Annotated in this window: 10 protein-coding genes; 1 reads left to right on the top strand and 9 read right to left on the bottom strand. The window is 65.3% G+C overall.

Going from position 1 to position 12,002, the window contains the following annotated elements; translation table 11 throughout:
• Positions 1–173 precede the first annotated feature (173 nt).
• Complete coding sequence (locus GV027_RS15485; RefSeq protein ID WP_328799469.1) at positions 174–2,369, top strand: hypothetical protein; 2,196 nt, start codon at positions 174–176, stop codon at positions 2,367–2,369.
• Positions 2,370–2,392: 23 nt separating this feature from the next.
• Here GV027_RS15485 and GV027_RS15480 read toward each other — a convergent pair whose 3' ends face one another.
• The 9 genes from GV027_RS15480 to GV027_RS15440 form a co-directional block, all read right to left on the bottom strand.
• Positions 2,393–2,674, bottom strand: a complete 282-nt coding sequence (locus GV027_RS15480) for a DUF1467 family protein (protein ID WP_031393778.1) — start codon at positions 2,672–2,674, stop codon at positions 2,393–2,395.
• Between the two features lie 4 nt (positions 2,675–2,678).
• Positions 2,679–4,316, bottom strand: a complete 1,638-nt coding sequence (locus GV027_RS15475) for a ribonuclease J (RefSeq protein WP_159512398.1) — start codon at positions 4,314–4,316, stop codon at positions 2,679–2,681.
• A 63-nt stretch (positions 4,317–4,379) separates the two neighbouring features.
• The gene (locus GV027_RS15470; protein WP_159512397.1) at positions 4,380–5,156 is read right to left on the bottom strand and encodes a type III pantothenate kinase; all 777 of its coding nucleotides are present in this window, start codon (positions 5,154–5,156) and stop codon (positions 4,380–4,382) included.
• A 72-nt stretch (positions 5,157–5,228) separates the two neighbouring features.
• Positions 5,229–5,996, bottom strand: a complete 768-nt coding sequence (locus GV027_RS15465; RefSeq protein ID WP_201302631.1) for a biotin--[acetyl-CoA-carboxylase] ligase — start codon at positions 5,994–5,996, stop codon at positions 5,229–5,231.
• Positions 5,963–7,408 (bottom strand): NADH-quinone oxidoreductase subunit NuoN, encoded by a 1,446-nt coding sequence (gene nuoN / locus GV027_RS15460; protein WP_159512396.1) that lies wholly within the window; start codon positions 7,406–7,408, stop codon positions 5,963–5,965. Before nuoN ends, GV027_RS15465 begins: the two co-directional genes overlap by 34 nt.
• The gene (locus tag GV027_RS15455) at positions 7,408–8,940 is read right to left on the bottom strand and encodes an NADH-quinone oxidoreductase subunit M (RefSeq protein WP_159512395.1); all 1,533 of its coding nucleotides are present in this window, start codon (positions 8,938–8,940) and stop codon (positions 7,408–7,410) included. The genes nuoN and GV027_RS15455 overlap by 1 nt, the downstream gene beginning before the upstream one ends.
• Positions 8,940–11,048 carry an NADH-quinone oxidoreductase subunit L gene (gene nuoL / locus GV027_RS15450; protein ID WP_159512394.1) on the bottom strand — a complete coding sequence of 703 codons (2,109 nt, stop codon included), beginning with the start codon at positions 11,046–11,048 and terminating at the stop codon, positions 8,940–8,942. Before nuoL ends, GV027_RS15455 begins: the two co-directional genes overlap by 1 nt.
• A gap of 5 nt (positions 11,049–11,053) precedes the next feature.
• On the bottom strand, positions 11,054–11,362 hold the full coding sequence (gene nuoK, locus GV027_RS15445; protein ID WP_031393835.1) for an NADH-quinone oxidoreductase subunit NuoK: 309 nt from the start codon (positions 11,360–11,362) through the stop codon (positions 11,054–11,056).
• Positions 11,359–11,970, bottom strand: coding sequence for an NADH-quinone oxidoreductase subunit J (locus tag GV027_RS15440; RefSeq protein WP_031440949.1), 612 nt, complete (start codon positions 11,968–11,970; stop codon positions 11,359–11,361). The genes nuoK and GV027_RS15440 overlap by 4 nt, the downstream gene beginning before the upstream one ends.
• Between the last annotated feature and the right edge of the window lie 32 nt (positions 11,971–12,002).

The raw sequence follows: 12,002 nt of genomic DNA, 5'->3' as shown, positions 1-12,002 counted from the left end.
CGTACACGCGACCGACTTAACGGGAGGTTGCGCTATTCGCTTTGTCAAAGCCGATTTCATGGTAAAACCCGGGCATGAACGGGGGTTCTTCCATCATCGGCCTGCGCGCGGACCCTGCCCGGGATCCGGACCTTGGCGACGTCCCACCACCGCCTTTGAAGGAACGCGCACCCGTGTTTATCGACGACTATATCCTGCCGGCGGACGACGACGGCGCCGATCGCGGGCGGATCTTCGCGGGTGCGGCGATCGCCGCGGTCCTGCTCTGGCTCGCCGTCATGCTCTGGCTCGTCCGCGGCGAGATCGGTGCGATCGGACCGGTCGCGCTGGTCCAGCTTCTCGCGGCGCTGTGCGTCGTGCCGGCGCTGATCGGCATCATCTGGTTGCTCGCGATGCGGACGAGCCGGGCCGAGGCGGCGCGGTTCGGTGTCACGGCGCGCGCGATGCAGGCGGAATCCGCCCGGCTCGAGCAGGCGGTCGCCGCGACCGCGCAGACGATCGACCGCAATCGCCGTCATCTGGCGGATCAGGTCGACACGCTGATGACGATGGGCGAGACCGCGCATCAATTTCTCGGTGCGATCGGCGAAGGCTTCGCGACCGAGATCGAACGCGCCGACGCACACACGCGCAGCCTCGTTGCTGCGGCAGACGCGACGCAGACGTCGCTCGGTGTCCTGCTTGCCTCGCTGCCGCGCGCGCATGCCGAGACCGAAGCGATGGCGGACCAGCTCGAGCGCGCAGGCCTTTCCGCCAGCGAACATGCCGGTGCCCTCGATGCGCAGATCGGCGCGCTGGCGGCCCGTGGGCGGGAGGCCGATGCGGTCGCGAGCGGCGCGGCGCAGCGGCTGGCCGCGCATATCATCCGGATGGAGGCGACCAGCGAAACCGCCGGCGCGCGGCTCGAGGCCGTCACCGAGACGATGTCCGCAGCGGTCGACGCGCTGCTCGGGCGCACCGCCGATGCGGTCGACGAGGCACGCAAGGGTATCGCCGCGCAGGGTGACGCGGTGCTGGCGATGGTCAGTGCCAATCAGGCTGCACTCGACGGCGCGACGCGCGCAAGCGCCGAGGCAATCGCCGACCGGATCGCCGGCGTCGATTCGGCGATCGCACAGGTTGCCCGCCGCCTCGAGGATCAGCGCGCATCCGGGGAGGATATCCTCGGGTCGCTCGGTGCAGGCCTCGACCAGGTCGAGACGCGGATCAACACGCTCCACCATCATGGTGTCGAGCGGACCCAGTTGCTCGCTGCGTCGATCAGCGCGCTGGGCGGCTCGGCGGACGCGATGACCGAGGCGCTCCGCTCGGGCGAGGCGATGGCGGGGCGGACGATCGGCACGACCGAGTCGCTGCTGATCGCCCTCGACGCCGCGGCGCGCGAGATCGACGAAACCCTGCCTGACGCGCTGTCCCGGCTCGACCGGCGCGTCGCCGACAGCAAGGCGATCGTGGTGGCGGCAAAGCCCGAACTGCTCGCGCTCGTCACTGCGGCCGAAAGCACGCACGACGCGATCGAGGCGATTGCCGGTGTCATCGCCGAACAGCGTAGCGTGGTCGATCGTCTGTCGAACACGCTGCTCGACACGCTGGCCTCGGGTCGCGCCAAGGCGGACGCACTCGGCCAGATGGTCGACGAGACGATCGACCGCACCAACAGCTTCTCCGAAGAGGCCGCACCCCGTCTCGTCGAGGCGTTGCTGCGCGTCCGCGAGACCGCGACCGCGGCGGCGGATACCGCGCGCCACACGCTCGCTCAGGTCATTCCCGACGCCGCGCAGGCGCTCGAGCTCGCCAGCAGCGCTGCGCTGCGTCGCGCGACCGGCGACACCGTCGATCGGCAGATTCAGGCGATCGGCGACGCGACCGACGCCGCGGTCGACGCGACGACGCGCGCGACCGAGCGGCTGGCGGCACAGGTCGATGCGATCGCACAGCAGACCGCGGTCGTCGAAACCCGGCTCGAAGAGGCACGCAACGACCGCGAAACCGCCGACCGCGACACCTTCGCGCGGCGGGTCTCGCTGCTCATCGAATCGCTGAACTCCGCCTCGATCGACATCGCCAAGGCGTTCGCGCCCGAAGTCGCCGACAGCGCCTGGGCCGCCTATCTCAAGGGTGATCGCGGCGTCTTCACGCGGCGGGCGGTGCGCATCTTGGATGCGAACGACGCCCGCGCGATCGCGAACCTGTATGACGACGATGCGGGCTTCCGCGAGATGGTGAACCGCTACATCCACGACTTCGAATCGATGTTGCGTGCGATCCTCGCACAGCGCGACGGCTCACCGCTCGGTGTCACCTTGCTCTCGTCGGATATGGGCAAGCTCTACGTGGCGCTCGCACAGGCGATAGAACGCCTGCGGTAAAGGGGGCGCCCGCCCCGGTCGGGTTAGCGGCGGACCATGTCGCGTGTGTCGAACAGGTCGAACATCTGCGGCGTGATCCAGCCGTAAGCGTAATTCAGCTGGAACAGCACGAACAGCGTCGTCGCGACGATCGTCACGCGCCAGGCCACGCGGCCGGCGTGAAAATCATGCGGCGCGCTCTCGGACTGGCCGGGGACGGTTTCGCCCCCGACCTCACGCGTCGTCCGCACACCGAATGGCAGGACCAAGAACACCGAGAACGCCCAGAACAGGACGTAGATCGCGAGTGCCGAGGTCCAGCGCATCAGCTCAGCCTTCGATCAGCAGAACGTCGACGATCGGCTTCTTGCCGGTCCAGCGCGTCGAGACCTTGCGGACCGCAAGCCGGACCTGCTCGCGCATCTTGTCGATATCGCGCTTGCCGCCCCGCACGGTGTCGGCAACCGCCTGGACCGCATCCGCGACGAACGCGGCACGATCTTCCTCCACCGGCACGCCCTGAACGCGGACCTGCGGCTGGCCGAGCATCCGCCCGTCCTTGCCGATCGCCACCGCGACCGAAATCTGGCCATTGATAGCCAGCTTGCGACGCTCGTTCAGCGTGGTGCCGTCCGCCGGCAGGATCACGTCACCGTCGAGGACCAGGCGGCCGACTGTCGCATTGCCGATCTTGACCGGCCCCTTGGGCGCCAGCCGGACGATGTCACCGTTGCTCTGCACCAGCGCACGGGGAATCCCCTGCTCCAGCCCGAAGCGCGCATGCTCCATCATGTGGCGCATCTCGCCATGCGTCGGGATCAGCATGTCGGGACGCAGCCACTCGTACATTTGCGCGAGTTCCGGCTGGCCGGGATGGCCCGAGACGTGGACGTGCGCCTGGCGCTCGGTCACCATCCGGATGCCCTTGGCGGCCAGCGTGTTCTGGATGCGGCCGATCTGGACCTCGTTGCCGGGGATCTGCTTCGACGAGAAGATCACCGTGTCATCGGCCTCGAGCGTGATCGTGTGGCTGCCATTGGCAACCCGCGCGAGCGCGGCACGCTCCTCGCCCTGCCCGCCGGTGGCGACGATCAGAACCTTGTTCTTGGGCAAACGCATCGCGGTGTCGGGATCGATCGTCTCGGGGAAGTCCTTCAGATACCCCGTCGCGCGCGCGACCTTGATGATCCGGTCGAGCGAACGTCCGGTGACGCACAGCTTGCGCCCGGTTTCCTTCGCGACTTCGCCGAACGTGTGGAGCCGTGCGGCATTCGACGCGAAGCTGGTGATCATCACCCGGCCCTTGGCCTTGCTGACCTCTTCGAACAGACCCTTGCGGACCGTGCTCTCGCTGCCCGATGCGGTGGTGTTGAAGATGTTGGTGGAATCGCAGACCAGCACGTCGACGCCCTTGTCGCCGATCGCCATGAAGCCTTCGGGCTTGGTCGGATTGCCGATCACCGGGTTCTTGTCGAGCTTCCAGTCGCCGGTGTGGAACACGCGACCATAGGGCGTGTCGATCAGCAACGCGTTCGCCTCGGGGATCGAATGCGACATTTCGACGAAGGTGAAGCCGAACGGCCCGAGCTGGAAGTTGCCGCCCATCGGGATCATCTTGAGCTTCACGCGGTTGGCGATCCCCTCTTCCTCGAGCTTGCCGCGGACCAGGCCCATTGTGAACGGCGTCGCATAGATCGGCACGCCAAGGTCTTCGGCGAGATAGGGCAGCGATCCGATATGGTCTTCATGGCCGTGCGTGATCACGATGCCGAGCAGATCGTCGATCCGCTCCTCGATGAAGGACAGGTCGGGCAGGATGACGTCGACGCCGGGATATTGCGGATCGGCAAAGGTGATGCCGAGATCGACCATCACCCATTTGCCCTGGCAGCCATACAGGTTGACGTTCATGCCGATTTCGCCGGAGCCGCCAAGGCCACAGAAAAGGAGTTCGTTCTTCGGAGTCATTGATTACTTTCAGGATTAAAGGGGAATGTGGCCCGCAGGCCGGTTGGCGCGAGCCTAATGGCCCTAGATATGGTGACGGTCCCACATCATCGCCAGCCCCTGGATCGTCAGGTCGGCCTCGATGACGTCGAACACGTCGGTCTGTTTTTCGAAGAGCGTCGCAAGTCCGCCGGTCGCAATGACTTTGACCGGACGCCCGACCTCGGCCTTCATCCGCGCGACCAGCCCCTCGATCATCGCGACATAGCCCCAATAGATGCCGATGTGCATCTGCGAGACCGTGTTCAGCCCGATCACGCTGGTATCGGCGGGCGCCTCGATCGCGATGCGCGGCAATTTGGCCGCAGCGGTGACCAGCGCGTCGAGCGACAGATTGATCCCCGGCGCGATGATGCCGCCCTTGTACGCGCCGCGATAGTCGACGAGGTCGAACGTCGTCGCGGTGCCGAAATCGATGACGATCAGGTCGCCGTCGTGCAGCGCATGCGCGGCGATCGTGTTGACCGCACGGTCAGCACCGAGCGATGCCGGCTCGTCGACGTCGATCGCGATCCCCCATTCGACCGGCGCGCGGCCGGCGATCAGCGCCTCGGTCGAGAAATATTTCGACGCCAGCACCTGCAGATTGTGCAGCGCGCGCGGCACGACCGTTGCGATAATCACGCCCTCGACCGCGCCCCGGTCGTGCCCGCCGAGCTGCATCAGCTGGCTCAGCCACACCGCATACTCGTCCGCGGTGCGGCGTGGATCGGTCGCGATCCGCCACCGCGCGACGATGACGCCCTTCTCGACGAGCGCGAACACGACATTGGTATTGCCGGCATCGATGGCGAGCAGCATGCGGGGACCTTCAACCTTTCCGTGCGGATAGTGCATAGTCGAGACCCGTGGCGATGGCGATGACGCGCCGCATCACAGCAGGAATATGTCGGCGGCGTGGATGACACGGCGCTCGCCCGACGCGGTGCGCAGGATCAACGCGCCATCGCTATCGAGCCCCACGAACAGTCCCTCGACCGCGTCGCCGTCCGCGAGCCGCGCGGTCAGCGCGGTTCCCGCCGGATGCGCGCAATCGACCCAGCGCGCACGGACGGGCGCCAGCCCCTCCGTCCGCCAACGCGCGACCCAGCGCGCAAACCCGTCGGCAAGGATGTCGAGGAACGACGCGGGCTCAATGACGACGCCATGCACCGTGAGATCGGTCGTCTTGCGATCGGGCAACTCGGGATGGTGCGCGATGTTGACGCCAAAGCCAACGACGACCGCGTCGTCCGCGCGCTCGAGCAGGATACCGGAAAGCTTGGCATCGGCGAGCAGCAGGTCATTCGGCCATTTGAGCAGCAGCGTCGCGTTCGGGTCCGTCGTCCCCTGCCGGATACCGGCAACGAGGAAGGTCGACACGGTCTCATACAACGCGACTGCCGCGACGAGCGCGAGGCTGGCGGCGGGCGGATCGCCCAGGCGCAACCGCACCAGCGTGCTCGCATAGAGATTGCCGTCGGGGGACGACCATTCCCGCCCCTGCCGGCCGCGTCCTGCAGTCTGCCGAACCGCCCTCAGCCAGAGGCCGTCATCGGCGCCGGTGCGAGCCAGCGCCAGCAGGTCGGCATTGGTCGATCCTGTCTCCGCAACGGTACGGATAATGCTCAGAACAACGCCCGCGCTGCCGCCATCGTCCATGCGCCGAGCACGGGGATGAGCAGATAGCCGGCCGGCGAGACGAATACCGCCGCCAGCGCGATCAACCCGCCCTCGACCTTGTTCTCCATCGGCGCAAAGGCGGGTGCCGGATCGTCGAAGTACATCGTCTTGACGACGCGCAGGTAATAATAGGCGCCGATCACCGATGCCGCGATGCCGACCACGGCGAGCGGGAAGAGGCCTGCATCGACTGCCGCACTGAACACCGCGAACTTCGCATAGAAGCCGAACAGCGGCGGAATACCGGCAAGGCTGAACATGAAGATCGCGAGTGCGGCGGCAAGCCCCGGCCGCGTCCGCGACATGCCCGCCAGGCTCGCGATCGTCTCGACCGGCTGCCCGTCATCGCCGCGCATCTGCAGCACGACCAGGAACGAGCCCAACGTCATCGCGACATAGATCGTCAGATACATCAGCACGCCCGACACACCTTCCGGCGTCCCTGCAGCGAGACCGATCAGTGCGAAGCCGACATTGTTGATCGACGAATAGGCCAGCAGGCGCTTGACGTTGGTCTGACCGATTGCCGCGACCGCGCCGAGGATGATCGAGGCAAGCGCCGCGAAGATCACGATCTGACGCCACTGGTCCGTCGCCGGCCCCATTGCCTCGATCGCGACGCGTACCGCCATCGCCATTGCCGCGACCTTGGGAGCCGAGGCGAAGAAGGCGGTGACGGGCGTCGGTGCGCCTTCATAAACGTCGGGCGTCCACATGTGGAACGGCACTGCGCTGATCTTGAATGCGAGGCCTGCGAAGACGAACACCAGACCGAACAGCAAGCCAAGCGACTTGGTCCCGGCATAGGCGTCAGCGATGCCCGAGAACAAAGTCGTGCCGCTGAAACCGTAGACCAGCGAGATGCCGTACAACAGGATGCCGCTGGCGAGCGCGCCGAGCACGAAATATTTGAGGCCTGCCTCGGCCGAACGCCCGTCGCGCCGCATGAAGCTGGCGAGGACGTACGCCGCAAGGCTCTGCAGCTCGAGACCGACATAGAGCGTCAGCATGTCGCTGGCCGAGACCATGATGCCCATGCCGCACGCCGAAAACAGGATCAGCACCGGATATTCGGGGCGAAGATCCTCACCCTGCGACCGTGCGAAGAAGCTCGGCGCCATCATGATCGCGACCGCTGACGCGATGTAGATCAGCACCTTGGCAAAGGCACCGAACGCATCGGCACGGTAGAGGCCGTCGAACGCATAGCCGCCCGACGACGCCGGACCGACCAGCGCGATTCCGGCGCCGACCAGAACGAACACGGATGCGATCGACACGGCGCGCGTCGACGTGTCCCCGCCCCAGGCCGAGACGAGCATCAGCGCGATCGCGCCCAGTGCCAGCACCAACTCGGGCAGCGTCATTGCGATGTTAGCGGCGTATTCCATCAGTGTGCCTCCCCGTGCGCGGCTTCATGCACGGTGGCGGGCTTCCCCGCAGTTGGGTTCGAATCGCTGGCCGGCTTGGCGCGGTCGACGCGCGCGAGCAGGACGCTCACATCCTTGCGCATCGGCGCGAGGAAGCTCTCGGGATAGACGCCCATCCACAGCACGACGGCTGCGATCGGCGCGAGCAACCAGAATTCGCGCGCCGACAGATCGACCATGCCGCGGACGTCGTCCGACTTGATCTCGCCGAAGACCACGCGGCGGTACAGATACAGCATGTACGCCGCGCCCAGGATGATGCTGGTCGTGCAGAGCAGCGCCGTCCAGGTCGAGACCTGATAGGTGCCCATCAGCGACAGGAACTCGGCGACGAAGCCGCTGGTGCCCGGCAAACCGATCGACGCCATGGTGAAGAACAGGAAGAAGATCGCATAGCGCGGCATGTTGATCGCCAGGCCGCCATAGCGCGAGATCTCGCGGGTATGGAGCTGGTCGTAGATCACGCCGACGCACAGGAACAATGCACCTGATACGAGCCCGTGGCTCAGCATCATGATCATCGCGCCTTCGATGCCCTGCCGGTTGAACGCGAACAGGCCGATCGTGACGATCGCCATATGCGCGACCGACGAATAGGCGATCAGCTTCTTCATGTCCGACTGCACAAGCGCGACCAGCGACGTGTAGATCACCGCGACCGCCGACAGGCCGAAGATCAGCCAGGTCAGCTGGCCCGACGCTTCGGGGAACATCGGCAACAGGAAGCGCAGGAAGCCGTATCCGCCGAGCTTGAGCAGCACGCCCGCCAGGATCACCGAGCCTGCGGTCGGCGCCTGCACGTGCGCGTCTGGCAACCAGGTGTGGACCGGCCACATCGGCATCTTGACCGCGAATGACGCGAAGAACGCCAGCCACAGCCAGGTCTGCACATGCGCCGGGAAGTCGTAGTTCAGCAGCGCCGGGATGCTCGTCGTGCCCGCGGTCTTCGCCATGTAGAGCATCGCGATGAACATCAGGACCGAGCCGAGCAGCGTGTACAGAAAGAACTTGTACGACGCGTAGATCCGGTTCGCGCCGCCCCAGATCCCGATGATCAGGTACATCGGGATCAGGCCGGCTTCGAAGAAGACGTAGAACAGGAACAGGTCCTGCGCCGCGAACGTGCCGATCATCAGCACTTCGGTAAACAGGAACGCCGCCATATATTCCGGCACGCGGGTCGTGATCGAGCGCCAGCTGGCACCGATGCAGATCGGCATCAGGAACACGCTGAGCATGATCAGCATCAGCGCGAAGCCGTCGATGCCGAGCGACCAGCCGAACGGCCCGAAGATGCCGGGGGCATGCTCGACGAACTGCCACTGTGCGCCGCCGATATCGAAGTTCATCCACAGCATGATGCCGAGCACGAAGTCGATCAGCGTTGCCGTCAGCGCGAGCATCCGGGCCGTGTTCGCCGAGACAAACAGGCACGCGATGGCCGCGATCATCGGGACCGCGATCAGGACGGAAAGGATAGGAAAGCCGGTCATCAATAGAGTCCGATCGCCCAGGTTACGGCGGCTGTCAGGCCGATCAGCATGACGAAGGCATAGGTGTAGAGATATCCCGTCTGGAAGCGGCCGGCGACGCGCGCGCCGACCTGGACCAGCCAGGCCGACCCGTCGGGGCCGAACCGGTTAATCGTCTTCTCGTCGCCGCGGTGCCACAGGAAGCGGCCGATCGCGAAGGCGGGACGGACGAAGATCAGGTCGTACAGCTCGTCGAAATACCACTTATGCAGCAGGAAGTCGTAGAGCACGCCGAACTGTTCGATCACCTTGCCCGGGAAGGACGGGTTCTTGATATAGGCGTACCAGGCGGTCAGCAGGCCGAGCAGCATCGCGATCGTCGCCGACAGCTTGATGATGAGCGGCACGCCGTGCATCTCGTGCATCAGATGTTCGCGGAACGCGAGTGCGCCCTTCCAGAACTCTTCGCCTGCGCTCGGCTCGATGAAGTAACCGTGGAAGACGAAGCCCGCCAGCACCGCACCGATCGACAGGACGATCAGCGGGATCAGCATCGGCAGCGGGCTCTCATGCGGATGATACCCGCCATCGCCTTCTGCCGGCGCTTGCACGGCATCGTGATGATCATGCGGCGCATGGCCTGAATCCTCGGCCTTGGCCGGGTTCGCATGATGATCGTCGACATGATGCGCGTCATGCGCATGATCGTCGTGACCATGGGCGTCGTGGAGCGCATGCTGGATGTGCTCCGATGCGGCCCAGCGCGGCTTGCCCCAGAAGGTGAGGAACATCACGCGCCACGAATAGAAGCTGGTGAGCAATGCGACGAGCACACCGACGAACCACACGCCCGGCTGACCCGCGGCCCAGCTCGCCTCGATGATCGCATCCTTCGAATGGAAGCCTGCGAACCCGAATGCGGTGTTGCCGAAGATGCCGGGGATGCCGACGCCGGTGATCGCGAGCGTACCCGCCATCATGCCCCAAAACGTCACCGGGATCTTCTTACGCAGGCCGCCATAATAGCGCATGTCCTGCTCGTGGTGCATCGCATGGATCACCGAGCCGGCACCCAGGAACAGCAGCGCCTTGAAGAAGGCATGCGTGAACAGGTGGAACATCGCCGCGCCATAGGCTCCGACGCCCGCGGCGAAGAACATGTAGCCGAGCTGCGAACAGGTCGAATAGGCGATGACGCGCTTGATGTCGGTCTGGACGAGGCCGCAAGTGGCGGCGAACAGGCAGGTCGCGGCACCGACCGAGGTGACCACGGTCAGCGCGACCGGGCTCATCTCGAACATCGGCGACAGGCGGCACACCATGAACACGCCCGCGGTGACCATCGTCGCCGCGTGGATCAGCGCTGACACCGGCGTCGGGCCCTCCATCGCGTCGGGCAGCCAGGTGTGCAGGCCGAGCTGTGCCGACTTGCCCATCGCGCCGACGAACAGCAGCAGACACAGCACCGTCATCGTATCGAAGCGGTAGCCGAGGAAGCCGATCGTCGATCCGGCCATGCCGGGCGCCGCGGCCAGGATCTCAGGGATCGACACCGTACCGAACACCAGGAAGGTGCCGAAGATGCCGAGCATGAAGCCCAGATCGCCAACGCGGTTGACGACGAACGCCTTGATCGCCGCCGCGCTGGCCGAGGGCTTGCGGAACCAGAAGCCGATCAGGAGGTAGGACGCGAGGCCCACGCCTTCCCAGCCGAAGAACATCTGGACGAGATTGTTCGCGGTCACGAGCATCAGCATCGCGAAGGTGAACAGCGACAGATACGCAAAGAAGCGCGGCTGGTCGGGATCCTCATCCATATAGCCCCAGCTATATAGATGGACGAGCGCCGACACCGAGGTGACGACCACGAGCATCACCGCGGTCAGCGCATCGACGCGCAGCGACCACGCGACGTTCATGTCGCCCGACTGGATGAAGTTGAGCAACGGCTCGACGGTCGCGCTGCTGGTGCCCGCCATGAAACCGAGGAAGATCGGCCAGGACAACAGGCACGACGCGAACAATGCGGCCGTGGTGACGATTTTCGCCGGCACGTTGCCGATCGCGCGATTGCCGAACCCGGCAACGATCGCGGCCAGTAACGGCAGGAAGACGATAAGCTGGATCAACCGTATTACCCCTTCATCCGGTTGACGTCGTCGACCGCAATGGTGCCGCGACCGCGGAAATAGATGACCAGAATGGCCAGGCCGATCGCGGCCTCACCCGCTGCGACCGTCAGCACGAACATCGCGAACACCTGTCCGACAAGATCGTTGAGAAAGGCCGAGAAGGCGACGAGATTGATGTTCACCGCGAGCAGGATCAGCTCGATCGCCATCAGGATAACGATGAGGTTCTTGCGGTTCAGGAAGATGCCGAGCACCCCCATGGTGAACAGGATCGCCGCGACGACGAGGTAGTGGACGAGACCGATCGTCACAGTTCGACTCCCTGCCCGACGACCGGGCGCGTGTTGCGCGTTGCGTCCTGCGGACGGCGTGCGTTCTGACGGCTGATGTTCTGCGCCTTCACGCCGCCACGCTGGCGATGCGTCAGCACGATCGCACCGATCATCGCGACGAGCAGGACGAGCCCGGCCGCCTCGAACACGAACAGATAGCGCGTGTAGAGCAGGTTGCCGATCGCCTGGATGTTGGGCACCCGCGCATCGATCGGCGCCGCGCGCCGCGCGAGCTGGATCGGCCCGGTGCTCCACGCGCCGATCGCGATCATGACCTCGGCTGCAAGTGCGACCGCGAGCGCCAGCCCGATACCGAAGTACCGTGCCACGCCGGCACGCATCTCGGCAAAGTCGATGTCGAGCATCATGACGACGAACAGGAACAGCACCGCGACCGCGCCGACATAGACGATGACGAGCAGCATCGCGATGAACTCGGCCCCGACGAGGATCATCAGACCCGCCGCGTTGAAGAAGGCGAGGATCAGCCACATCACCGAATGGACCGGATTGCGCGACGCGATCGTCATGGCGCCCGACAGGACGACGACGAAAGCGAAGAGATAAAAGGCTAAGGCCTGGATCATGAGGTCCTCGTCACCCCAGCGAACGCCGGGGT

It is taken from the genome of Sphingomonas sp. T1, assembly GCF_902506585.1.
GTDB lineage: Bacteria > Pseudomonadota > Alphaproteobacteria > Sphingomonadales > Sphingomonadaceae > Sphingomonas > Sphingomonas aerolata.
Note: the sequence above shows the minus strand (reverse complement) of the source record. Positions and strands in the feature narration are given on the sequence as shown.

Coding starts and splice junctions, on each gene's coding strand:
- GV027_RS15475 (WP_159512398.1), bottom strand. CDS start 4,316: ATGACTCCGAAGAACGAACTCCTTTTCTGTGGCCTTGGCGGCTCCGGC.
- GV027_RS15440 (WP_031440949.1), bottom strand. CDS start 11,970: ATGATCCAGGCCTTAGCCTTTTATCTCTTCGCTTTCGTCGTCGTCCTG.
- nuoN (WP_159512396.1), bottom strand. CDS start 7,408: ATGGAATACGCCGCTAACATCGCAATGACGCTGCCCGAGTTGGTGCTG.
- GV027_RS15470 (WP_159512397.1), bottom strand. CDS start 5,156: ATGCTGCTCGCCATCGATGCCGGCAATACCAATGTCGTGTTCGCGCTC.
- GV027_RS15455 (WP_159512395.1), bottom strand. CDS start 8,940: ATGACCGGCTTTCCTATCCTTTCCGTCCTGATCGCGGTCCCGATGATC.
- GV027_RS15465 (WP_201302631.1), bottom strand. CDS start 5,996: ATGGACGATGGCGGCAGCGCGGGCGTTGTTCTGAGCATTATCCGTACC.
- GV027_RS15480 (WP_031393778.1), bottom strand. CDS start 2,674: ATGCGCTGGACCTCGGCACTCGCGATCTACGTCCTGTTCTGGGCGTTC.